The following is a 22081-nucleotide window of genomic DNA, read 5'->3' on the forward strand; positions in this document are numbered from 1 at the left end:
GGAGCAAGCCCCGGCGGTTGCCATGGGCGTCCGCCAGAGCGCTGGCTAGTCGAGCGCTCTGGCGGCCCGGGCGCGGCCGACCCGCGACTGATAGGGTCGTCCCAACTGCGCGGAAACGGCCTGTCCCGTCGCCACCAACTTGGCCAGGTCGAGGCCGGTGGCGATGCCCAGGCCGTCGAGCAGATAGACCAGGTCCTCGCTGGCGACATTGCCGCTGGCGCCGCTTGCATAGGGGCAGCCACCCAGCCCGGCGACGGAGCTGTCGAACACCGCGACCCCTTCGAGCAGGCTGGCGTAGACGTTGGCCAGGGCCTGGCCATAGGTGTCGTGGAAATGCCCGGCCAGCTGGCTGAGCGGCACCTCCCGCCCCAGCCGCTGCCAGAGCGCCCGGGTTCGGCCGGGGGTACCGACGCCGATGGTATCGCCGAGGGAAACCTCGGCGCAGCCCAGCTCCAGCAGCTCGCGGGTCACGCTGGCCACCTGGTCGGGTGCGATCTCGCCGTCGTAGGGACAGCCCAGCACGCAGGACACATAGCCGCGCACCCGGATGCCCGCCGCCCGCGCGCCCTCGACCACCGGCACGAAACGCGCGAGGCTCTCGGCGATGGAACAGTTGATGTTGCGCTGGGAGAAGCCCTCCGAGGCGGCGGCGAAGATGGCGATCTCCTCCACGCCCGCCGCCAGGGCGGCTTCGAAGCCTTTCATATTGGGCACCAGTACCGAGCGCACCACGCACGCCGGGCGGCCCAGTCCCGCCAGCACCTCGGCGGTCCCGGCCATCTGCGGTACCCACTTGGGCGAGACGAAGCTGCCCACTTCCAGATGCTGCACGCCGCTGGCGACCAGGGCCTCGCATAGCCGGATGCGCTCAGCGATGTCCAGCGCCTGGGGTTCGTTCTGCAGGCCGTCGCGTGGCCCGACCTCGACCACCCGCACCCGGGACGGCAGGGCCTCGCTCATGGTGCCGTCTCCTCCAGTTCCACCAGAGGCGTGCCCTCGGCCACCAGTTCGCCAGGGCTGCAGAACAGCGCGGCCACGACGCCGGCGCGGGGCGCGCGGATGCTGTGCTCCATCTTCATCGCCTCCAGCACCACCAGCGGCGCGCCGGCTTCCACGGTGTCGCCCACGGCTACCGAGACGGCGACCACACTGGCGTTCATTGGCGCCGTGAGCCCGCCGGCCTCCGCCTGGCGCGCGACCTCGGCGAGGGGATCGGCCCAGGTGACGGCTTCGAAGCGCTCCCGCCATTGGAGAAACAGCGTCTGCCCAAGGCGATAGAGGCGGGCGCTCTGGCGGATGCCTTCGGCCTGCCAATGGAGGCGGTCACCATTCAGCTCGACCGCCGCCGAACCGGGCAGGGTGACGGCGCGTACCTCACCGCGACAGGCCAGGCGCAGCGCTATCTGGGGCGGTCCGCCCAGGCGCCAGCCCTGCCGGGAAGCCCAGGGTGACGTCGGGCCGGCAGCCGCCGGCAGCGTCGCCAGCCAGGCCTGGGCCGCCAGGGTCCAGAAGGCGTCGGTCAGCTCTCCGGGTGCGGGCAGCAAGGCATCCCGGTGACGCTCGATGAAGCCGGTGTCCAGCTCGCCCGCGGCAAAGGCCGGATGAGCGAGCAGCCGCTGCAGAAAGGGCAGGTTGGTGGCGAAGCCGCCCACCGCGGTCTCCATCAGCATGGCCAGCAGCCGCTGGCGCGCCTGTTCGCGGCTGTCCCCCCAGGCGATCAGCTTGGCCAGCATGGGATCATAGAAGGGCGAGACCTCGTCGCCTTCCTCCACGCCGCTGTCCACGCGCCGCCCCGGACCAGGCGTGGGCTCGCGATAGAGCTGCAGGGTGCCCGAGGCCGGCAGGAAGCCCTGGTCGGTGTCCTCGGCATAGAGCCGTACCTCGATGGCGTGGCCGTGCAGCGGTACCTGGGCCTGGGTGAGGGGCAGCGCCTCACCGGCGGCGACGCGCAACTGCCAGGCCACCAGATCCAGGCCGGTGATGGCCTCGGTGACCGGGTGTTCCACCTGCAGCCGGGTGTTCATTTCCATGAAGAAGAAGTCGCCACGGGCGTCGAGCAGGAATTCCACGGTGCCGGCGCCGACATAGCCGATGGCCTGGGCCGCCTGTACCGCGGCTTCGCCCATGGCCCGACGTAATTCGGGGGTAAGACCGGGCGCGGGGGCCTCCTCGATGACCTTCTGGTGGCGGCGCTGGATGGAGCAGTCGCGTTCGTTGAGATAGAGGCAATGGCCGTGCCCGTCGGCGAAGACCTGGATCTCCACGTGGCGCGGTTGCAGCACGTATTTCTCCACCAGCATCCGCGCATCGCCAAAGGCCGAGAGCGCTTCGCGCTGGGCGGACGCGAGACCTTCGGCCAGGTCGGCTTCGCGCTCGACGATCTTCATGCCCTTGCCGCCACCGCCGGCGGTGGCCTTGAGCAGGACCGGATAGCCGATGCGTGCCGCGGCGTCGCGAAAGGTGGCGAGGGACTGGTCCTCACCGTGATAGCCCGGCACCAGGGGCACCCCGGCGTCGGTCATCAGCGCCTTGGCGGCGGACTTGCTGCCCATGGCGCGAATCGCCGCTGCGGGCGGCCCGACGAAGACCAGTCCCGCCGCGGCCACCGCCTCGGCGAAGGCGGCGTTCTCGGACAGAAAGCCATAGCCCGGATGGATCGCCTGGGCGCCGGTGGCGAGGGCCGCCTCGATGATGCGTTCGCCGGCCAGATAGCTGTCGGCTGGCTTGGCGCCCCCGAGGTCTACCGCCAGGTCGGCCTGGCGCACATGGCGTGCCCTGGCGTCGATGGCGCTGTGCACGGCGACGGTGCCCAGGCCCAGGGCCTTGGCGGTGCGCATCACCCGGCAGGCGATCTCGCCCCGGTTGGCGACGAGCAGGCGGTCGAAGGTCATGGCGTGGTCTCCTGCCAGGCGGGGCGGCGCTTTTCCAGGAAGGCGGCAAGGCCTTCCTGGGCTTCAGGGGTGACGCGGACGGCGGCGATCAGGCCCTCGGTGAACGGGCGCACCGTGGCACTGGGTGCGCCTGCGCCGGCGCCGTCCAGCAGGCGTTTGCAGGCCCGCAAGGCCTGAGGGCCGTTGTCCAGCAGGCGGACGATCCAGGCGTCCACTAGGGTCTCCAGGTCGGCGGCGGGCGCGGTCTCGGCCACCAGCCCCAGCTCGGCCGCGCGCGCGCCGGAGAAGCGTTCGGCACCCAGCATGTAGCGCCGGGCCGCCCGTTCGCCCAGGGCGCGGATGACGAAGGGGCTGATGACGGCGGGCACCAAGCCGATGCGCACCTCCGACAGGCAGAAGGTGGCGTCACTGGCAGCCAGTGCCAGGTCGCAGCAGCTGACCAGCCCTACCGCGCCGCCAAAGGCTGCGCCCTGCACCACGGCGAGGGTGGGCATCGGCAAGGCCTGCAGGCGATACATCACCTCGGCCAGGCGCTCGGTGTCGGCCTGATTGGCGGCCGCGTCCAGGGTAGCGGACGCCTGCATCCAGGCGAGATCCGCGCCGGCGCAGAAGTGCCGGCCGCGCCCGCGCACGAGTAGAAAGCGCAGCTCGGCATCGGCGGCGATCTCGGTGAGCGCTGTGCCCAACTCCGCGATCATCCGTGCATCCAGGGCGTTGTGGCGGTCCGGACGGTCGAGCCAGAGGGTGGCGAAGCCGCGCGGGTCGCGGGTCAGATCCAGGGTGTGGAAGTCAGTCATGGCCTACATCCGGAAGACGCCGAAGGTCGTCGGCTCGAGGGGGGCGTTGAGGCTGGCCGACAGCGCCAGGGCGAGGACCTCGCGGGTCTGGGCCGGGTCGATCACTCCGTCGTCCCATAGGCGCGCGCTGGAATAGTGGGCATGGGCCTGACGCTCGTACTGCTCGACGATGGGTGCCTTGATGCGCGCCGCCTCTTCGTCGTCGAAGGCTTCTCCGGCACGTTCGGCCTGCTCACGCTTGACCTGCACCAGCACCCCGGCCGCCTGCTCGGCGCCCATCACGCCGATGCGCGCGTTGGGCCACATCCACAGGAAGCGAGGATCGTAGGCGCGACCGCACATGCCGTAGTTGCCGGCGCCAAAGCTGCCGCCGATGATCACGGTGAACTTGGGCACCCGGGCGCAGGCCACCGCGGTGACCAGCTTGGCGCCGTGCTTGGCGATGCCGCCTTCCTCGTATTTCTTGCCGACCATGAAGCCGGTGATGTTCTGCAGGAAGAGCAGGGGGATGCGTCTCTGGCAGGCCAGCTCGATGAAGTGCGCGCCTTTCTGCGCCGATTCGGCGAAGAGAATGCCGTTGTTGCCGAGGATGGCCACCGGATGACCCTGCAGATGGGCGAAGCCACAGACCAGGGTGGCGCCGAATTGCGCTTTGAATTCATCGAAGACGCTGCCGTCCACCAGCCGGGCGATCACCTCGCGCACCTCCAGCGGCTGCTTGGGATCGGCCGGGACCAGGCCATAAAGGTCCTCGGCCGGATACAGCGGGGCGATTGGCGCCTTGAGCTGCAACTCACCCAGCTTGCGCCAGTTGAGGTTGGCGATGCAGCGCCGCGCCAGGGCGAGGGCATGGGTGTCGTTCTCGGCATAGTGGTCGGCCACGCCGGAGGTACGGCAGTGGACATCGGCGCCGCCCAGTTCCTCGGCGGTGACCACCTCGCCGGTGGCCGCCTTCACCAGCGGCGGCCCGGCGAGAAAGATGGTGGCCTGCTGGCGCACCATGATGGTCTCGTCGCTCATCGCCGGCACATAGGCGCCGCCGGCCGTGCAGGAGCCCATGACCACGGCGATCTGCGGGATGCCCTGGGCGCTCATGGTCGCCTGGTTGAAGAAGATCCGCCCGAAGTGCTCGCGGTCGGGGAAGACCTCTTCCTGGCGCGGCAGGTTGGCGCCGCCGGAATCCACCAGATACAGACAGGGCAGGCGATTCTGCAGGGCGATGGCCTGGGCGCGCAGGTGCTTCTTCACCGTCAGCGGATAATAGGAGCCGCCCTTCACCGTGGCGTCGTTGGCAATGATCATGCACTCGATGCCCTCGATGCGACCGATGCCGGCCACTACCCCGGCCGCTGGTACCTCTTCCTCATAGACGTCGAGGGCCGCCAGGGCGCCGATCTCCAGGAAGGGCGAGCCGGGGTCCAGCAGTTGGTCGATGCGCTCGCGGGGCAGCAGCTTGCCGCGGCTGGTATGGCGCGCCTGGGCCTTGGGCCCGCCGCCTTCACGGATGTGCGCCAAGAGCTGGTCGAGCCGGGCCAATTGCTCGGCCATGACGGCGGCATTGCGTTGATAGTCCGGGGTGCGGCGGTTCAGGGTGGAGGTCAGCACGGTCATGGCAGGCTCCTCACCGGGTTTCGTTGAACAGCTCGCGCCCGATCAGCATGCGGCGGATCTCGCTGGTGCCGGCACCGATCTCGTAGAGCTTGGCGTCGCGCAGCAGGCGGCCGGTGGGGTATTCGTTGATATAGCCGTTGCCACCCAGGATCTGAATGGCTTCCAGCGCCATCTGGGTAGCCTTCTCGGCGGTATAGAGGATCACCCCGGCGGCGTCCTTGCGCGTGGTCTCGCCGCGGTCGCAGGCCTGGGCCACGGCATAGAGATAGGCACGGCTGGCGGCGAGACCGGTGTAGAGGTCGGCCACCTTGCCCTGGATCAGCTGGAATTCGCCGATGCTCTGGCCGAATTGCCGGCGGTCGTGGATATAGGGCAGGACCACGTCCAGGCAGGCCTGCATGATGCCCACCGGACCCCCGGCGAGGACCACCCGCTCATAATCCAGGCCGCTCATCAGCACCTTCACGCCTCCATTCACCTGCCCCAGCACGTTGTCCTCCGGCACCTCGACGTCGTCGAAGAACAGCTCGCAGGTGTTGGAGCCGCGCATGCCCAGCTTGTCGAACTTGCTGCCGCGGCTGAAACCGCTCCAGTCACGCTCGACGATGAAGGCGGTGATGCCATGGGCGCCTTGTTCCGGCTCGGTCTTGGCATAGATCACATAGGTATGGGCATCGGGGCCGTTGGTGATCCAGGTCTTGCTGCCATTGAGCACGAAGCGATCGCCACGCCGCTCTGCGCGCAACTTCATGGACACCACGTCCGAACCGGCGTTGGGCTCGCTCATGGCCAGGGCGCCGACGTGCTCGCCGCTGACCAGCCGGGGCAGGTAGCGCGCCTTCTGCTCCGTGGTGCCGTTGCGATGGATCTGGTTGACGCAGAGGTTGGAGTGGGCGCCATAGGAGAGGGCGACCGAGGCGGAGCCGCGGCTGATCTCCTCCATGACCACCGCATGGGCCAGATAGCCGAGTCCGGAGCCGCCGTACTCCTCGTCCACGGTGATGCCGAGCAGCCCCAGGTCGCCAAAGGTGCGCCAGAGGTCCATGGGGAAACTGTTGCTGGCATCGATCTCGCCGGCGCGGGGCGCCACCTCGCGCATGACCAGGTTGCGCACCTGATCGCGCAGCAGATCGAGGGTCTCGCCCAGGGCGAAGTTGAGACTCGGGTAGCTCATGGGGTCACCTGTTTTTGGGATTGTCGGGTGAGAGCAGCGGTCGAGCGGCCACGCACGTGCCGTACGGCAGGCGTCGGCGTATCGAAAAGGGCAGCGGAAAAGTCGGCGATTCTGGCGCGGTTAGGCAGCGGCAGCCGGGCAGGGCTCGGGCGTGGCCACCAACGGCAAGGCAGGGGCGCCGGGACAGACGCCGATGTTGAGCGATGCGCGAGGGTGCGCATGACCCGTCCTCCTGTTCATTGTTCTTGTCATAGCGACCGCGAGAGGACCGCGGCGCCTGTGCCTCTGAGTCTAGGAGGAGAAATGCGCTATCGTGAAACGATAAAAATAGAATCCAGGTATTGGAAAATCAGATGGCACTGCATAAGGACATCTCGATGCGGCAACTGCGCTATTTCGTCGCCGCCGCCGAGAACAGCCAGTTTTCCCTGGCCGCCAGCGCGGTCAACGTCAGCCAGTCGGCGGTGACCACGGCGGTCAGCCAGTTGGAGACGATGCTTGCGGTGCGGTTGTTCGAGCGACTGCCCCATGGAGTCAAGCTGACCGCCGAGGGGCACCAGTTCTACCACCATGCCCGACACATCCTCGACACCCTGCAAGACGCCGTGAGTCAGCCGCTGTTCCAGAGTCATGCCCTGACCGGCCAGGCCCGGGTCGGCGCTTCCTATGCGGTGCTTGGCTACTACCTGCCGACCCTCCTGGCGCGCTTCAAGCGCAGCTATCCGCAGATCGACATCGACCTGCGCGATATGGACAGACCCAGTATCGAGGCGGGCATCAACGATGGCACCCTGGAGCTGGGTCTCACGGTCATCTCCAACGTCGACGCCGCCCAGCCCTTCGAGCGGCATCTGTTGATGCGCTCGCCGCGCCAGCTCTGGCTGCCCAGCGCTCATCCGCTGCTGGCTGCGGAACGCGTCACCCTGGCCGACATCGCGCCCTATCCCTATATCCTCGCCACGGTGGACGAAGGGGAAACCTCCACGCTGCGCTACTGGCGCGCGGCCGGCCTGGAACCCAACGTGGTGTTCAAGACCTCGTCCATGGAGTCCCTGCGCGGCCTGGTCGCCCATGGCTTTGGCGTGACCATCCTGTCCGACATGCTCTATCGCGGCTGGTCCCTGGAAGGGCGCAAGCTGGAAGCCCGCCCGGTGGCCGATGCCATCCCACCCATGGAGCTGGGCCTGATCTGGAGTCCCGAGGAACGCCTGAGCCCTGGGGCCCAGGCGTTTCGGCAGTTTCTGGTATCGGCGGCGGGCTGAGGCGGACACGCAGGTCCGCCCTCCGGCGTCAGTGGGCGGCGGCCTTGGTCAGGTCGGCGTCGTTCCACTCGGTGTAGACGCAAGCGTCGCTGGCGGCCCAGCGCAGGCGTACTACCTGGCCAGGTTGCAGGCCCTGGGTGTGGGCCAGCGACTTGACCATCAGTTGGGCACCCCCCGCGGTCTGCAGCATGCAGCTCTGGCTCTCGCCCAGGAACAGCGCCTCGCCGACCCGTGCCGGGATCTCGTTCCAGCCCGCCGGCATGGGCAGGGTCGCCGCCTGCTCGGTGGTCAGCAGCTGTAGCTTTTCCGGACGCAGCATCAGCAGCAGTTCCTGGTTCGGTCTGACGCTGGCCGTGGGCCGCATCGCCAGTTCCTGGCCCTCGAACGCGCAGTGCGCCTGGGCACGGGCGGTCACGCGCAGGAAATTGGAGTTGCCGAGAAAGGCGGCGACGAAGGCGTTCGGCGGATTCTGGTATAGGTCGTAGCCACTGCCCAGGCCGACGATGCGCCCGTGGCTGAAGATGGCGATGCGCTGGGATAGCCGCAGCGCCTCCTCCTGGTCGTGGGTCACGTAGACGATGGTGATGCCCAGGCGACGGTGCAGCTGGCGCAGCTCGTCCTGCAGGTCTTCGCGCAGCTTCTTGTCCAGCGCGCCCAGGGGTTCGTCCATCAGCAGGATGCGTGGTTCGTAGACCAGCGCCCGGGCGATGGCCACGCGCTGCTGCTGGCCACCGGAGAGTTGCGCGGGACGCCGATGGGCGAAGGCTTCGAGCTGCACCAGGCGCAGCATGGCGTCGACCTTCTGGTTGCGCTCGGCGGTGGCGATCTTGCGGATATCTAGGGGGAAGCCGATGTTGTCGCGCACCGACAGGTGCGGAAACAGCGAATAGCGCTGGAACACCATGCCGATGTCGCGTTGGTGCGGTGGGACCCTCAGCAGCGAGCGACCGGCCACGCTGATGGCGCCGGAACTGGGCGTCTCGAAGCCCGCCAGCATCGACAGGGTGGTGGACTTGCCGGAGCCGCTGGAGCCGAGGAAGGTGAGGAACTCGCCCTCCTGGATGTCCAGCGAGAGATCGTCCACGGCGGTGAAATCGCCGTAGTGCTTGTTCAGGTTCTGCAGGCGGACCAGCGGGGCCGCGGGGGCGTTGTTCTGGAGTACGGCGCTCATGGCAGGCTCCGGGAGCTCAGCGGGAAAGGGGTTGGCGGCGGCGCAGCAGGGCAGCCGCGAGCATCACCAGCAGGGAAAGGCCGATCAGCACCGTGGAAGCCACGGCGATCACCGGTGTCAGGTCCTGGCGCAGCGTCGCCCACATCTTCACCGGCAGGGTCTGCAGGTTGGGGCTGGCCATCATCACGCTCAGCACCACCTCGTCCCAGGACACCAGGAAGGCGAACAGGGCGCCGGCGAACACCCCCGGCCAGATCCCCGGCAGGGTCACCCGGTAGATGGCCTGCAGGCGCGAGGCGCCGCAGATCACCGCGGCATCCTCGATGGACTGATCGAACAGCTTGAGTGAGTTGATGACGGCGATCAGGGCGAAGGGCAGGGCGACGATCACGTGGCTGACCACGAAGGCCAGCAGGGTGCCGGTGTAGCCCAGGCGCAGGAACAGCGCATAGATGGCCACGGCGATCACCACCAGTGGCACGATCATCGGCAGGGTGAAGAAGGCATAGAGCGTCTTGCGGCCGGGAAACTTACCGCGCACCAGGGCGAAGGCGCAGGGCACCGCCAGGGCTACCGAAACCAGGGTGGTCAGCAGCGCCACCTTGAGGCTGGCCAGGGCCGCCTGCATCCACTCCGGGTTGGCAAAGAATTGCTGGTACCACTTGAGCGTCCAGCCGGGCGGCGGAAAGACCAGCCATTGGGACGAGCCGAACGACAGCAGCACGATGAAGACGATGGGCAGCAGGAGCACCGCGGCGATGGCGCCGGTGATCAGCAGCAGGCCACCGCGCAGCCGCCAGCCGAGGGCACTGGGAGTGAGCAGCATGGAGTTACCTCGCGTTCTGGGGGTCGACCGGGGATTCCGGTTGCAACCTGAGATAGAGGGCGAACAGCACCAGGGCGATGACGATCAGCAAGGCTGCGGCGGCGCTGGCCAGGCCCCAGTTGAGGAAGGACTGCACCTGCTGGATGATGAACTCCGGCAGCATCATGTTCTGCGCCCCGCCCAGCAGCGCCGGGGTCACGTAGTAGCCGAGCGACATGACGAACACCATCAGCGCGCCCGAGCCCAGGCCCGAGCGACACATGGGCAGGAACACCTTGCGGAAGTTGGTCCAGGGGCTGGCGCCGCAGATGGCGCCGGCCTGCAGCACCATGGGGTCCATGGCCTGTAGCGTCGCCTGCAGCGGCAGCACGATGAAGGGGATCATGATGTAGGTCATGCCGATCACCACCCCGGTGAGGTTGTTGACCAGCGCCAGGGGTTCGTCGATCAGGCCCATCGCCATGAGCAGCTTGTTGATCACCCCAGAACCCTGCAAGAGCACCAACCAGGCGTAGGTACGGGCCAGCAGGCTGGTCCACATCGACAGCAGCACGATGTTGAACAGCCAGCGACCCCAGCCGCGCGGCATCAGGGTGATGGTCCAGGCCAGCGGAAAGCCGATCAGCACGCTGAACAGGGTCACCAGGGCAGCGACGCCAAAGGTGTTGAGCAACACCTGGGCATAGGCACCATTGGCGAACAGGGTCTGGTAGTTGCCCAGGCCCGGCGCGGGTTCGAGAAAGCCGCGCAACAGCAGGCCGATCAACGGGACCAGGAAGAACAAGCCGAGGAACAGCAGGGCCGGGACGAGGTGACTCGAGCCCTTCCAGCGGACGGCGCGTTCACCCCGGGTCCGCGCCGGATCGTTCAGCGCACGGCGGTCCTTGGCAGTGCCGAGCACCGCCCGGCTGGAGCTGGAGGCAGACATGTCATTTCACCAGCCATTCGTTCCAGCGACTGGCGATCTCGCCACCGTGCTGGGCCCAGTAGGCGAAGTCCAGGGTGACCTGCTCACTGCCGTAGGCGGTGGGCAGATTCTTGGCCAGGTCCGGGGTCAGCTTGGCGATGCTGTCGACGTTGACCGGCGCATAGGCGGTGAGATTGGCAAAATCCGCCTGGCCGCGAGCGCTGCTGGCCTCCGCTAGGAATTTCATCGCGGCGTCCTTGTTCTTGGCACCCTTGGGCACCACCAGCATGTCGGCCATGACCAGGTTCTGTTTCCAGCTCACGCCTACCGGCGCGCCGTCCTGCTGCAGGGCATGGACGCGACCGTTCCAGAACTGCCCCAGGGTCGCTTCGCCAGAGGCGAGCAACTGCTGGGACTGGGCACCGCCGCCCCACCAGACGATGTTCTTCTTGATGGTGTCGAGCTTCTTGAAGGCGCGGTCCAGGTCCAGGGGATAGAGCTTGTCCTTAGGCACGCCGTCGGCCAGCAGGGCCAGCTCCAGGACGCCAGGGCTCGGCCATTTGTAGAGCGCACGCTTGCCGGGGTAGGTGGTGGTATCGAACAGCGCCGACCAGTCCTGCGGCTGCTTGCTGCCGAGCTTGCCCTGGTTGTAGCCGAGCACGAAGGAGAAGAAGAAGGAGCCCACCGCATGGTCATTGACGAAGCGCGGATCGATCTTGGTGCGATCGATGGTCTTGAAATCCAGGGGTTCGAGCAGGCCCTGCTGAGCGGCGCGCAGGGCGAAATCGGCTTCCACGTCGACCACGTCCCACTGCACGTTGCCGCTCTGCACCATGGCCTGGAGCTTGCCGTAGTCGGTGGGGCCGTCCTGCACCACCTGGATGCCGGTCTGCTTGGTGAAGGGTTCGGCCCAGGCTTTCTTCTGAGCGTCCTGGGTAGTGCCGCCCCAGCTGGTGAAGTTGAGGCTCTCCGCCTGGGCCTGGACGCCCAGGGTGGTGAGCAGGCCGGCGACGACCACGGATACGACTTTGCGCTTCAGCAACATCTTGATGCCCTCTCTGTTATTGGATCGACGCGGCAGGGATGCCTTGTCCGTTCTAAGAGCAGTGCGGCCAGGGGCCAGAAAAAGGAGGCCTTGGACTTGTTCTATCGGGCCCGTCTGGCACGGGCCCTGGCGTAATCCGATATTATGGTATTCCAAACTTTTTGCAAGCCTGCCAAAGGCCTCTGAAAGGCGCTTCAGCCAGGGAAAGGCAGGGTCTCGACGATCTCCAGTTCGTACCCGGTCAGGCCGGCATAGCGCAGCGGCAGACCCAGGTGACGAATACGCCCGACGCCCAGGTCTTGCAGGATCTGCGCCCCGGTGCCTACCTCGGCATAGATGCGCGACTGGGAGCGCTCGAACAAGCGCCTGGGCTGGGTCAGCGAGGGCACCCGGGCCAGCAATGCCTGGGAGGACTCATGGTTGGCGAGCACCACCACGATGCCGTGGCCTTCCTGGGCGACGCGTTCCAGGGCAGCCCACAGGGTCCAGCTCGGCGGCCCGCTGTATTCGGCACCGACCAGGTCGCGCAACGGGTCCAGGGCATGGACGCGCACCAGGGTGGGGGTCTCGCGATCAATGTCGCCCATCACCATGGCCAGGTGCACGCCGCCTTCGATGCGGTCCTCGTAGGTCAGCAGGCGGAAGGTGCCGTGCACGGTGGGCAATTCGCTCTCGCCGATGCGCGTGACGGTGTGCTCGTGGCGCAGTCGGTAGTGGATGAGGTCGGCGATGGTGCCCAGCTTGATGCCGTGGCGTTCGCCGAAGCGCTCCAGGTCCGGTCGGCGGGCCATGCTGCCATCGTCGTTCATCACCTCGACGATCACGGCGGACGGATCGCGTCCTGCCAGGCGCGCCAGGTCGCAACCGGCTTCGGTATGGCCGGCACGGGTCAGCACGCCGCCGTCGCGCGCGCGCAGGGGAAAGATGTGGCCGGGCTGGACCAGATCGCGCGGGGTGGCATCGGGCGCCACCGCGGCTTCGATGGTGCGCGCCCGGTCGGCGGCCGAGATGCCCGTGGTGACACCGGTGGCGGCTTCGATGGACACGGTGAAGGCGGTGCCATGGACGGTGCCGTTGTCACTGACCATCTGCATCAGGTTGAGCTGGCGGCAGCGTTCTTCGGTCAGCGTCAGGCAGATCAGGCCGCGGGCTTCGCGCGCCATGAAGCTGATCGCCGCCGGGGTGCAGGCATCGGCCGCGAGCAGGATGTCGCCCTCGTTCTCGCGGTCTTCGTCATCGACCAGGATGACCATCTTGCCGGCACGGAAATCCTCAATGATCGCTTCGATGGGATGGATGGCCACGGCTACCTCCCAGGGTTCTGGATTGTTCTGTAATCTGGTATACCATGATACAAAACGCAGCGAAAGAGGCAAAGCGCCATGAAAGGTTATTGGATTGCAGAGGTCGATGTGACCGATCCCGAGGCTTATCGCGGCTATACGGAGCGCGCCCCTGCGGCCTTCGCCCGCTATGGCGGACGCTTCCTCGCCCGGGGCGGCCGCGCCGAGCAACTGGAGGGCGAAGGCTGGGCGACGCGCCGGGTCGTGATCGAGTTCGATTCCTACGAACAGGCCCTGGCCTGCTATCGCTCGGCGGAGTATCAGGACGCCTGCGGGCACCGGCAGACGGCGGCGCGGGCCGAGATCTTCATCGTCGAAGGACTTTAAGCGCGGCGGCCAGGGGCGGCGATTGCCGCCTCTGGCCGAAGAGGGTTAGCGCTCGATGCGCGGCTCGTCCTGGACGCGGGGAATGAACAGCTCACGGGCCTGTTCGCCCTGGTGCTCCTGCTGCCGCTGCAGGTAGTCGAGGGCGACCTGGGCGGCGGCGCGAACATGATCGACGGAAGCCTGGTGGGCGGCCAGGGCATCGCCGCTGCGGATGGCGGCGACCATGCGCTCCATCTCCGCGTTGCTCGCCTGGCGACGATTGGCCTGGGACACCGAGGTGGCCCTCAGGTAGCTCACCCGCGCCTGCAACTGGCGCAGCTGGGTGGCGGCGACGCGGTTGCCACAGCCCTCCATGAGCACGTTGTAGAAATTCTGCACGGTCTCGATGACCTCTGGCAGTTCGGCGCCCTCCAGGGCCTTGCGGTTTTCCTCGAGGGCCTGTTCCAGCGCCTCGATTTCCCGGGGGCCGGCGCGCAAGGTGAAGAGTTGCACGATCAGGCCTTCCAGCACGCAGCGCAGCTCATAGAGGTCGCAGGCATCCTCCAGGGTGATGATGGCGACGCGCGGCCCACGGGCATCGGCGAATTCCACCAGGCCTTCGGATTCGAGATGACGCAGGGCTTCGCGCACCGAGGTGCGGCTCACACCCAGGCGGTCGCAGAGATCGCGCTCCACCAGGCGGTCACCCGGCAGCAACTGGAAGTTCAGGATCGCCTGGCGCAGGCGATTGCACACCATTTCACGCAGGGTGACCGGGCTGCGGGTGATCTTGAAGCTGTCGTCTAGTTGCGCGCGTCTCATGGGGCTCTCTGGCGGACCGGTTCTACAAGCGACGACGAGGCACGCGACTACGTGGGGCCTGCGTGCTCGCCAGGGCGGAAGAGGGCAAGTCTAGCATGCCCCCTGCAGGCGTTCATGGGCCTGTCCGCTCAGGCATAGATCGGTGCGGCACCCATCCGGCCCCGGTGATAGAGCATCGGGATGACCTCCTGGTCTGGCACGATCAGATTTTTCACCGCGCCGACGATGATGGCGTGGTCGCCCCCATCGTACTCGCGCCACAGCTCGCACTCGATCACCGCCGTGGCATCGGCCAGCAGCGGATTGCCCAGGGCGCTGCGCGTCCATTCGATGCCCTGGGTCTTGTCCTTGCCCTTGCTGGCGAAGGCATAGGCGATACGCTGCTGTTCGGCGCTCAGCAGGTGGATGGCGAAACCCTTGCCGTCACGCAGCAGGGGGTAGGTGTCGGAGCTGTAGTTGGGACAGAAGAGCACCAGCGCCGGATCCAGCGACAGGGCGCTGAAGGCACTGGCGGTCAGGCCGGCGAGGTTGCCTTCGGCATCCAGGGTGGTGACCACGGTGACGCCGGACGGAAAGGCGCCCATCACTTGCTTGTAGATTGCGGGATCGATCATGACTGCCAACCTCTTTTAACGCATTACAAAGGGATCGGGCATCGGCGCCTGGGACAGATTGATCCATACCGTTTTGGTTTCGGTATAGGCCAGAACCGAGTCGATGCCGCTCTCGCGGCCGTAGCCGCTGTTCTTGAAACCGCCGATCGGCGCCATGGCCGAGACCGCGCGATAGGTGTTGACCCAGATGATGCCGGAGCGGATGTCCCGCGCCAGGCGATGGGCACGGCCCAGGTCGCGGGTCCAGATGCCAGCGGCGAGTCCCAGCTCGCTGTCGTTGGCCAGGCGCAGGGCCTCGGCCTCATCCTTGAAGCGGATCACCGCGGCCACCGGGCCGAAGACTTCCTCCTGCATGATGCGCAGCGAGTGCCGGTCGCATTCCAGCAGGGTGGGTTCGTAGTACCAGCCGGCGCTGCCGGTGTCGGGTCGCTTGCCGCCCAGGCGCAGCGTCGCGCCTTCGGCCAGGGCCGCTTCCACCAGCTGCTCGACGATGGCAAGCTGCTGCTCGGTGGCCATCGGGCCCATCTCGCTGGCATCGTCCTGGGGATTGCCGATGCGGATGCGCTGGGCGCGCTCCACCAGCCGGGTGACGAATTCGTCGTAGATCTCGTCCTGCACCAGCAGCCGCGAGCCGGCCACGCAACTCTGCCCGGAGGCGGCATAGATACCGGCCACCGCGCCGTTGATAGCGCTATCGAGGTCGGCGTCGGCGAAGATGATGTTGGGCGACTTGCCGCCCAGCTCCAGGCTCAGCTTGGCGAAGTTCTCGGCGCTGGCGCGGACCACGTGGCGGGCCGTAGCGGCGCCACCGGTAAAGGCGATCTTGCGCACCAGCGGATGGCGGGTGAGGGCCGCGCCGGCGCCCGGACCATAGCCGGTCACCACGTTGAACACGCCGGGCGGAATGCCGGCTTCGAGGGCCAGTCGCGCCAGCTCCAGGATGGTGGCCGAGGCGTGCTCGGACGGCTTGATCACCACGGTGTTGCCAGCGGCCAGGGCCGGGGCGACCTTGATGGCGGTCAGGTACAGCGGGCTGTTCCAGGGCACGATGCCGGCGATTACGCCCAGGGGTTCATGCACCGTGTAGGCGAAGAGGTCGGTCTTGTCGAGGGGCAGGGTGCCGCCTTCGAGCTTGTCGGCGAGGCCCGCCGTGTAGTGGAAGAATTCCGGCAGGTAGCCGACCTGGCCGCGGGTCTCGCGGATCAGCTTGCCGTTGTCACGACTTTCCAGCTGGGCGAGGGCCTCCTTGTTGGCGGCGATGAGATCGCCCAGCCGGCGCAAGAGCTTGCCGCGGGCGCTGGCGGTCAGGCCACGCCAGGCCGGCGCCTCGAAGGCTCGCTGGGCGGCCTGGACGGCGCGGTCGACGTCGTCGGCGTCGGCGTCGGGCAATTCCGCCCAGGCGGTCGCGGTGGCCGGATCGAGACTGGCGAAGGTACGGCCCGACTGGGCTGCGGTCCATTCGCCGTCGATGCACATCTGAAAACGTTGCAGGGTCATGCCACGTATCCCTTGATGGAAGTGGAAGGGGCCTTGCCCAGGGCGTCGTCGAGGAAGTCCAGCAGCAGGGCGTTGACCAGCTTGGGTGACTCGACCGGCATCATATGGCGCTGGTCGGCCAACACGGCAGTGCGCGCGCGCGGAATCCGTGCGGCCAGCTGGCGCGCCATCTCCGGGGTCGAGCCGCTGTCCAACTCGCCAGTAGCCACCAGGGTGGGTACCTGGAGGCTGTCCAGCCGCTCGGCACCGTAGCGGTCTTGGGTGGCGAACAGGGTGTAGGTGGTCAGATAGCCTTGGGGGTCGTTGTTGGCGAAGGCTTGACGCAGCGCCTGGATCTGCGCCGGGTTGGCGCCTTGATACTCGCGGCTGAACCAGCGGGCCAGGGCGCTATCGAGATTGGCGTCGGGGCCTTCGAGTTCGGCCTGGCGGCTCCGCTCCAGAACTCCGCTGCGTTGCTCCACCGAGCGATTGAACACGCTGTTGAGGATCACCAGCGCGTCCAGCCGCTGCGGATGGCTCAGGGCGAAGGCCCGGGCGATCAGGCCGCCCATGGAGAAACCGACCACCACGGCCGTTTCCAGCCCCAGGTGATCGAGCAGTTCGTTGAGCTGCGCGGCATAGTCGTCGAGCGTCGCCTGCGCCGCCGGGCGCTGGCTCTCGCCATGGCCGAGCATGTCATAGGCGATCACCTGGTAGCGTGGTGCGAGCCCCGCGAGTTGACCGCCCCACATGTCCTTGCTGAGCCCCACCCCGTGGATCAGGACGAGGGGGCTGCCATCGCCGGCGATGCGGTAGGTGGTGCCGGCGGGGGTCTTGGCGTCTGTAGACCGGATCATTCGCGGGTTCTCCTCAGCGCGCCTTTTCAGCCGCGAGTTCCTCGAGGTCGATGTAGCGGTTGCCGATGCGCGGATGCAGGCGGCCACCATCGGCAGCGCCCAGCACCACCACGATCTCGTCGGCCCGCGGGGCATCCTCGATGCGCATTTCCAGGGTGATGTAGTGGGATCTCAGGCCCTCGTCATCCTTGTGCATCATGGGGATCTGGATGGAAGTACCCGGCGCGCCGCGCTTGTTGGTGAAGCTCAGGTAGCTCTTGGCCTGGACCGCCTCGCGGTAGTGGTTACCGAATCTGAGGGTATGGATCACCGCCGAGGCGTGTTCGATCTCGCCGTCGGCGCCGACCACGGCCGCCTTGCCATAGGCCTCGATGCGTTCGGCGCCGCCGATGGCGCGGGTCAGGCGCTCGACGATGAAGGCGCCCAGGTCGGAGCAGTGGGCCTTGATCTCGGGCTTGAGGTCTTCGACGAAGCCCTGGCCGGCCCAGGGGTTGCGGATCACCACGGCGACGCCGGCCATGGTCACCGGCTTGTCGGTGGCCTTGCCCCCTTCGATATGGGTTTCTTCGAGATAGGTGACGACCTTGCGGATTTCGAAACTCATGCTGACTCCTGAGATGTCTGTTGGATGATGGTATGCCACGCGATTGGGCGTGTTGAGGGCCGCGTCACTACGCAGCCCGGGGATCAGGCGAAGGCGGGCGCCACCTTGTCGATGAACAGTTGCAGCGACTTCTTCTTCTCGGCGAAAGGCAGGCTGTTGTCGCACCAGAAGCTGAACTCGTCGACGCCCAGTTCCTCGTAGTGGCGCAGGCGGGCGATCACCTCTTCCGACGTGCCGATCATCGTGTTCTTGCGGATGTTCTCCAGCTCGAATTCCGGGCGGCCGGCGAACTTCTCTTCCGGACTCGGGGCGAGGAAGCCGTTGACCGGGGTTTCCTTGTTGCCGAACCAGGCATCGAAGGTGCGGTAGAAGCGGCCAATGGCCTGGGCACCGATCTTCCAGCCTTCGGGCTCCTCGGCGGTATGTACATGGGTATGCCGCAGCACCATCAGCTTGGGCCGGGCGACGCCGGGATTGTTGGCCAGGGCGTTGTCGAACTTGTGCTTGAGGTCGACCACTTCCTCATCGCCCTTCATCAGCGGCGTGACCATGACGTTGCAGCCGTTGGCCACCGCGAAATTGTGCGAATCCGGATCCCGCGCGGCGATCCAGATCGGCGGGGTGCCGACCGGCTTGGGCACGCTGGTGGAGGTGGGGAACTGCCAGACTTCGCCGTCGTGGGCATAGTCGCCCTCCCAGAGCTTGCGCAGCGCCGGGACCAGTTCGCGCAGATGCTTGCCGCCAGCGGTGGCGGGCAGGCCGCCGGCCATGCGATCGAATTCCACCTGGTAGGCACCGCGGGCCAGGCCCACTTCCATGCGGCCTTCGCTGATCACGTCGAGCAGGGCGCATTCGCCAGCCGCACGCAGGGGATGCCAGAACGGCGCGATCAGGGTGCCGGCGCCCAGGCGGATGGTCGAGGTACGGGCTGCGAGGTTGGCCAGGATCGGCATGGGGCTGGGGGAAATGGTGTATTCCATCGCATGATGCTCACCGACCCAGACGGTGCAGAACCCGCCGGCTTCGGCCATCAGGGTCAGCTCGGTCAGTTCTTCGAACAGCTGCCGATGGCTGACGCTTTCGTCCCAGCGTTCCATGTGCACGAACAGGGAAAATTTCATAGAAGCCTACCTCTTGTCTTCCACCTCGGCGCGGGGCTCGGGTGTCTCTTGTTGGCGGTACGCGACGGCTCAGCCAGTCGATGTTTTTATTGGTATACCATAATACGTGAGCTGGCAAGCAGAGATGTAACGAGATTCGGCGTCAGTCCCCAGACGTCGCTTCCACACGCCAAAAGGCGGTTGTGTAATCTGGTATACCGTAATACTTTCTGCTTACCAGGACGACCTGTCCAGCAGGCGTCTTCCACAACTACAACAATGGAATTCCTGGATGTCCGCAGCCCCTCGCTCCGCCGTCGCCATCGAAACCCATACCGTGGATCACGTCGCCCCGGCCGAACGCCACGGCCATAGCCGCGATCTCTTCACCCTCTGGTTCAGCACCAATATCGCGCCGTTGCCCATCGTCACCGGCGCCATGGTGGTCCAGACCTTCCACCTGAATCTGATCTGGGGCCTGGTGGCCATCGTGCTCGGGCATCTGCTCGGCGGGGTGGTACTGGCCCTGGCCTCGGCCCAGGGCCCGCGCCTGGGCATTCCGCAGATGGTGCAGAGTCGCGGCCAGTTCGGCCGCTATGGCGCGCTGTTGATCGTCTGCGTCACGGCGCTGATCTACGTGGGCTTCTTCACCTCCAACGTGGTGCTGGCCGGTAAGTCCATCCAGGGCCTGGTACCGGCCGTGCCCATGCCGCTGGCCATCGTGCTCGGCGCCCTGAGCGCCACGGCCATCGGGGTAATCGGCTATCGCTGCATCCATACCCTCAATCGCTGGGGTACCTGGGTCATGGGCGCGGGATTGCTGGCGGGTTTCGCCATGATGCTGAGCCAGCCGCTGCCGGCGGACTTCCTGACCCGGGGCGGCCTCAACGCCAGTGGTTTCGTCGCTACGCTGTCGCTGGGGGTGATCTGGCAACTGAGTTTCTCGCCCTACACCAGCGACTATTCGCGCTATCTCCCGGAAGCGGTGGGGATCGCACGGCCCTTCTGGGCGACCTATCTCGGCGCCACCCTGGGCACCATCCTGGCCTTTTCCTTTGGTGTGGTGGCGGTGCTGGCGGTGCCGGCCGGTAACGACGCCATGGCCGCCGTGGCCCAGGCCACCGGCTGGCTGGGCCCGGTGCTGATGGTGCTGTTCCTGCTCAATATCATCAGCCATAACGCCCTCAACCTCTATGGCGCGGTGCTCTCCATCATCACCTGCGTGCAGACCTTCGCCGCCGGCTGGACACCGGGCGTCAAGGTCAAGGTGGTGCTGTCCAGCCTGGTGCTGGTGGGCTGCTGCAGCGTGGCGCTCATGGCCTCGGCCGATTTCATCGAAAGATTCATCGGCCTGGTACTGGCCATGACCATGATCCTGGTGCCCTGGGCTTCCATCAATCTGATCGATTTCTATCTGATCAAGCGCGGCGACTACCACATCCCTTCATTGTTCGCCGCCGACGGTGGCCGCTACGGTCGCTTCAACGGACATGCCATCGCCGCCTACGCGGTCGGCATCCTGGTGCAGCTGCCGTTCGCCAACACGGCGCTGTTCAAGGGGCCCTATGCCGACCTGGTGGCAGGCGCCGACCTCTCCTGGCTGTTCGGTCTGCTGGTGACCTGCCCGCTGTATTTCTGGCTGGCCTATCAGGGCTCACCGGCCCAGGTAGCGCGTCTGCAGGCAGCTTCCCCGCAATGACCGCAGCAGCCCTCCGCAATCGCCTTCAACTCTCTAGCTAGGAATCCAGACCATGTTGCAAGACGCTTCCCTGTTTCGCCAGCAAGCCTATGTCGACGGCGCCTGGATCGACGCCGACAGCGGTGCCACCGTCACCGTGGACAACCCGGCCACCGGCGAGACCCTGGGCACCATTCCCAAGCTTGGTCGCGCCGAGACCAAGCGCGCCATCGACGCCGCCAACCGCGCCCTGCCGGCCTGGCGTGCGCTGACCGCCAAGGAGCGTTCGGCCAAGCTGCGGCGCTGGTACGAGCTGATGATCGAGAACCAGGATGACCTGGGCCGGCTGATGACCCTGGAGCAGGGCAAGCCGCTGGCCGAGGCCAAGGGCGAGATCGTCTACGCCGCCTCCTTCATCGAGTGGTTCGCCGAAGAAGCCAAGCGCATCTATGGCGACACCATCCCCGGCCATCAGGCCGACAAGCGCATCCTGGTGATCAAGCAGCCCATCGGCGTCACCGCCGCCATCACGCCGTGGAATTTCCCCACCGCCATGATCACCCGCAAGGCCGGCCCGGCCCTGGCCGCCGGCTGCACCATGGTCATCAAGCCCGCCAGCCAGACCCCGTACTCGGCCCTGGCCCTGGTCGAACTGGCCGAGCGCGCCGGCATTCCCAAGGGTGTGCTGAGCGTGGTCACCGGCTCCGCCGCCGAGATCGGCGCCGAGCTGACCGAAAGCCCCATCGTGCGCAAGATCTCCTTTACCGGCTCCACCGAGATTGGTGCCAAGCTGATGGAGCAGAGCGCGCCCACCATCAAGAAGCTGTCCCTGGAGCTGGGCGGCAACGCGCCCTTCATCGTCTTCGACGACGCTGACCTGGACAAGGCCGTGGAAGGCGCCATTGCCTCCAAGTACCGCAACGCCGGCCAGACCTGCGTCTGCGTCAACCGTCTCTATATCCAGGACGGTGTCTACGACGCCTTCGCCGAGAAGTTCAAGGCCGCGGTGGCCAAGCTCAAGGTCGGCAACGGCCTGGAAGAGGGCGTGACCATCGGCCCGCTGATCGACGCCAAGGCCGCGGCCAAGGTCAAGGAACACATCGACGACGCCGTGAGCCAGGGCGCCAAGGTCATCGCCGGCGGCAAGGCCCACGCCAATGGGGGCAGCTACTTTGAGCCGACCATCCTCGCCGACGTGCCCAAGAGCGCCAAGGTATCCAAGGAAGAGACCTTTGGCCCGCTGGCGCCGCTGTTCCGCTTCAAGGACGAGGCCGAGGTCATCGAGCTCGCCAACGACACCGAATTCGGCCTGGCCTCCTACTTCTATGCCCGCGACCTGTCCCGCGTGTTCCGCGTGGCCGAGGCGCTGGAGTACGGCATGGTCGGCATCAACACCGGCCTGATCTCCAACGAGGTCGCGCCCTTTGGCGGCGTCAAGGCCTCGGGCCTGGGCCGCGAGGGCTCCAAGTACGGCATCGAAGAGTACCTGGAGATCAAGTACCTCTGCCTGGGCGTCTGATACCGCCGCCAGCTGGATCTGTTGGGCTTCGCGGAGCTCAACCCAACCTACGGTCGAGGTAGGTTGGGTTGAGACGGC

20 protein-coding genes are annotated in these 22081 nt (G+C 66.7%); 4 read left to right on the forward strand and 16 right to left on the reverse strand.

Features of this window, described 5'->3' with window-relative positions; genetic code table 11:
* Positions 1 to 45: 45 nt before the first annotated feature.
* The 5 genes from LRS53_RS04760 to LRS53_RS04780 are packed head-to-tail and all read right to left on the reverse strand — an operon-like array spanning position 46 to position 6473.
* The gene (locus tag LRS53_RS04760; RefSeq protein ID WP_231355130.1) at positions 46 to 960 is read right to left on the reverse strand and encodes a hydroxymethylglutaryl-CoA lyase; all 915 of its coding nucleotides are present in this window, start codon (positions 958 to 960) and stop codon (positions 46 to 48) included.
* Positions 957 to 2891, reverse strand: coding sequence for an acetyl-CoA carboxylase biotin carboxylase subunit (locus LRS53_RS04765; RefSeq protein WP_231355131.1), 1935 nt, complete (start codon positions 2889 to 2891; stop codon positions 957 to 959). Before LRS53_RS04765 ends, LRS53_RS04760 begins: the two co-directional genes overlap by 4 nt.
* Positions 2888 to 3688 (reverse strand): enoyl-CoA hydratase-related protein, encoded by an 801-nt coding sequence (locus LRS53_RS04770; RefSeq protein WP_231355132.1) that lies wholly within the window; start codon positions 3686 to 3688, stop codon positions 2888 to 2890. Before LRS53_RS04770 ends, LRS53_RS04765 begins: the two co-directional genes overlap by 4 nt.
* A 3-nt stretch (positions 3689 to 3691) precedes the next feature.
* Positions 3692 to 5299, reverse strand: coding sequence for a carboxyl transferase domain-containing protein (locus tag LRS53_RS04775; RefSeq protein ID WP_231355133.1), 1608 nt, complete (start codon positions 5297 to 5299; stop codon positions 3692 to 3694).
* Positions 5300 to 5309: 10 nt separating this feature from the next.
* Positions 5310 to 6473 (reverse strand): isovaleryl-CoA dehydrogenase, encoded by a 1164-nt coding sequence (locus tag LRS53_RS04780; RefSeq protein ID WP_231355134.1) that lies wholly within the window; start codon positions 6471 to 6473, stop codon positions 5310 to 5312.
* Positions 6474 to 6826: 353 nt separating this feature from the next.
* Between LRS53_RS04780 and LRS53_RS04785 the strand changes: the two genes are divergently transcribed.
* Positions 6827 to 7735, forward strand: a complete 909-nt coding sequence (locus LRS53_RS04785; protein ID WP_017640453.1) for a LysR family transcriptional regulator — start codon at positions 6827 to 6829, stop codon at positions 7733 to 7735.
* Positions 7736 to 7763: 28 nt separating this feature from the next.
* On the opposite strand, the gene LRS53_RS04790 is transcribed toward LRS53_RS04785, so the two are convergent.
* From LRS53_RS04790 to ribBA, 5 genes are all read right to left on the reverse strand, one after another.
* Positions 7764 to 8906, reverse strand: a complete 1143-nt coding sequence (locus tag LRS53_RS04790; protein WP_184287793.1) for an ABC transporter ATP-binding protein — start codon at positions 8904 to 8906, stop codon at positions 7764 to 7766.
* A gap of 16 nt (positions 8907 to 8922) precedes the next feature.
* Positions 8923 to 9732 (reverse strand): ABC transporter permease, encoded by an 810-nt coding sequence (locus LRS53_RS04795; protein ID WP_231355135.1) that lies wholly within the window; start codon positions 9730 to 9732, stop codon positions 8923 to 8925.
* A 4-nt stretch (positions 9733 to 9736) separates the two neighbouring features.
* A complete protein-coding gene (locus LRS53_RS04800) occupies positions 9737 to 10660 on the reverse strand; it encodes an ABC transporter permease (protein ID WP_231355136.1) in 924 nt (307 codons plus the stop codon).
* 1 nt (position 10661) lies between these two features.
* Entirely contained in the window at positions 10662 to 11684 is a 1023-nt protein-coding gene (locus LRS53_RS04805; protein WP_231355137.1) for an ABC transporter substrate-binding protein, read from the reverse strand.
* Between the two features lie 194 nt (positions 11685 to 11878).
* Positions 11879 to 12988, reverse strand: coding sequence for a bifunctional 3,4-dihydroxy-2-butanone-4-phosphate synthase/GTP cyclohydrolase II (gene ribBA / locus LRS53_RS04810; RefSeq protein ID WP_231355138.1), 1110 nt, complete (start codon positions 12986 to 12988; stop codon positions 11879 to 11881).
* A gap of 78 nt (positions 12989 to 13066) precedes the next feature.
* Between ribBA and LRS53_RS04815 the strand changes: the two genes are divergently transcribed.
* Positions 13067 to 13354: a DUF1330 domain-containing protein gene (locus LRS53_RS04815; RefSeq protein ID WP_059315040.1), complete on the forward strand. Its 288-nt coding sequence runs from the start codon at positions 13067 to 13069 to the stop codon at positions 13352 to 13354.
* Positions 13355 to 13399: 45 nt separating this feature from the next.
* Here LRS53_RS04815 and LRS53_RS04820 read toward each other — a convergent pair whose 3' ends face one another.
* From LRS53_RS04820 to LRS53_RS04845, 6 genes are all read right to left on the reverse strand, one after another.
* Positions 13400 to 14155, reverse strand: coding sequence for a GntR family transcriptional regulator (locus tag LRS53_RS04820; protein WP_059315039.1), 756 nt, complete (start codon positions 14153 to 14155; stop codon positions 13400 to 13402).
* Positions 14156 to 14283: 128 nt separating this feature from the next.
* Positions 14284 to 14769: a flavin reductase family protein gene (locus LRS53_RS04825; protein WP_059315038.1), complete on the reverse strand. Its 486-nt coding sequence runs from the start codon at positions 14767 to 14769 to the stop codon at positions 14284 to 14286.
* Between the two features lie 15 nt (positions 14770 to 14784).
* Positions 14785 to 16266, reverse strand: a complete 1482-nt coding sequence (locus LRS53_RS04830) for an aldehyde dehydrogenase (protein WP_231355139.1) — start codon at positions 16264 to 16266, stop codon at positions 14785 to 14787.
* Positions 16263 to 17102, reverse strand: coding sequence for an alpha/beta fold hydrolase (locus LRS53_RS04835; protein WP_231355140.1), 840 nt, complete (start codon positions 17100 to 17102; stop codon positions 16263 to 16265). The genes LRS53_RS04830 and LRS53_RS04835 overlap by 4 nt, the downstream gene beginning before the upstream one ends.
* A gap of 13 nt (positions 17103 to 17115) precedes the next feature.
* A complete protein-coding gene (locus LRS53_RS04840; protein ID WP_059315035.1) occupies positions 17116 to 17706 on the reverse strand; it encodes an amino acid synthesis family protein in 591 nt (196 codons plus the stop codon).
* A gap of 83 nt (positions 17707 to 17789) precedes the next feature.
* Positions 17790 to 18827, reverse strand: a complete 1038-nt coding sequence (locus LRS53_RS04845) for an LLM class flavin-dependent oxidoreductase (protein ID WP_231355141.1) — start codon at positions 18825 to 18827, stop codon at positions 17790 to 17792.
* A gap of 271 nt (positions 18828 to 19098) precedes the next feature.
* On the opposite strand from LRS53_RS04845, the gene LRS53_RS04850 reads away from it, so the two are divergent.
* Both LRS53_RS04850 and gabD read left to right on the forward strand, forming a co-directional pair.
* On the forward strand, positions 19099 to 20505 hold the full coding sequence (locus LRS53_RS04850) for a purine-cytosine permease family protein (protein ID WP_231355142.1): 1407 nt from the start codon (positions 19099 to 19101) through the stop codon (positions 20503 to 20505).
* Positions 20506 to 20557: 52 nt separating this feature from the next.
* Entirely contained in the window at positions 20558 to 22003 is a 1446-nt protein-coding gene (gene gabD, locus LRS53_RS04855) for an NADP-dependent succinate-semialdehyde dehydrogenase (protein WP_059315032.1), read from the forward strand.
* Positions 22004 to 22081: the final 78 nt, after the last annotated feature.

This window comes from Pseudomonas sp. PLB05 (genome assembly GCF_021106615.1).
GTDB lineage: Bacteria > Pseudomonadota > Gammaproteobacteria > Pseudomonadales > Pseudomonadaceae > Chryseomonas > Chryseomonas benzopyrenica.

What these genes read in the sequence shown, in the direction of transcription:
- LRS53_RS04760 (WP_231355130.1), bottom strand. Translation starts at nt 960, where the DNA reads ATGAGCGAGGCCCTGCCGTCCCGGGTGCGGGTGGTCGAGGTCGGGCCA.
- LRS53_RS04765 (WP_231355131.1), bottom strand. Translation starts at nt 2,891, where the DNA reads ATGACCTTCGACCGCCTGCTCGTCGCCAACCGGGGCGAGATCGCCTGC.
- LRS53_RS04770 (WP_231355132.1), bottom strand. Translation starts at nt 3,688, where the DNA reads ATGACTGACTTCCACACCCTGGATCTGACCCGCGACCCGCGCGGCTTC.
- LRS53_RS04775 (WP_231355133.1), bottom strand. Translation starts at nt 5,299, where the DNA reads ATGACCGTGCTGACCTCCACCCTGAACCGCCGCACCCCGGACTATCAA.
- LRS53_RS04780 (WP_231355134.1), bottom strand. Translation starts at nt 6,473, where the DNA reads ATGAGCTACCCGAGTCTCAACTTCGCCCTGGGCGAGACCCTCGATCTG.
- LRS53_RS04785 (WP_017640453.1), top strand. Translation starts at nt 6,827, where the DNA reads ATGGCACTGCATAAGGACATCTCGATGCGGCAACTGCGCTATTTCGTC.
- LRS53_RS04790 (WP_184287793.1), bottom strand. Translation starts at nt 8,906, where the DNA reads ATGAGCGCCGTACTCCAGAACAACGCCCCCGCGGCCCCGCTGGTCCGC.
- LRS53_RS04795 (WP_231355135.1), bottom strand. Translation starts at nt 9,732, where the DNA reads ATGCTGCTCACTCCCAGTGCCCTCGGCTGGCGGCTGCGCGGTGGCCTG.
- LRS53_RS04800 (WP_231355136.1), bottom strand. Translation starts at nt 10,660, where the DNA reads ATGTCTGCCTCCAGCTCCAGCCGGGCGGTGCTCGGCACTGCCAAGGAC.
- LRS53_RS04805 (WP_231355137.1), bottom strand. Translation starts at nt 11,684, where the DNA reads ATGTTGCTGAAGCGCAAAGTCGTATCCGTGGTCGTCGCCGGCCTGCTC.
- LRS53_RS04815 (WP_059315040.1), top strand. Translation starts at nt 13,067, where the DNA reads ATGAAAGGTTATTGGATTGCAGAGGTCGATGTGACCGATCCCGAGGCT.
- LRS53_RS04820 (WP_059315039.1), bottom strand. Translation starts at nt 14,155, where the DNA reads ATGAGACGCGCGCAACTAGACGACAGCTTCAAGATCACCCGCAGCCCG.
- LRS53_RS04825 (WP_059315038.1), bottom strand. Translation starts at nt 14,769, where the DNA reads ATGATCGATCCCGCAATCTACAAGCAAGTGATGGGCGCCTTTCCGTCC.
- LRS53_RS04830 (WP_231355139.1), bottom strand. Translation starts at nt 16,266, where the DNA reads ATGACCCTGCAACGTTTTCAGATGTGCATCGACGGCGAATGGACCGCA.
- LRS53_RS04835 (WP_231355140.1), bottom strand. Translation starts at nt 17,102, where the DNA reads ATGATCCGGTCTACAGACGCCAAGACCCCCGCCGGCACCACCTACCGC.
- LRS53_RS04840 (WP_059315035.1), bottom strand. Translation starts at nt 17,706, where the DNA reads ATGAGTTTCGAAATCCGCAAGGTCGTCACCTATCTCGAAGAAACCCAT.
- LRS53_RS04845 (WP_231355141.1), bottom strand. Translation starts at nt 18,827, where the DNA reads ATGAAATTTTCCCTGTTCGTGCACATGGAACGCTGGGACGAAAGCGTC.
- LRS53_RS04850 (WP_231355142.1), top strand. Translation starts at nt 19,099, where the DNA reads ATGTCCGCAGCCCCTCGCTCCGCCGTCGCCATCGAAACCCATACCGTG.
- gabD (WP_059315032.1), top strand. Translation starts at nt 20,558, where the DNA reads ATGTTGCAAGACGCTTCCCTGTTTCGCCAGCAAGCCTATGTCGACGGC.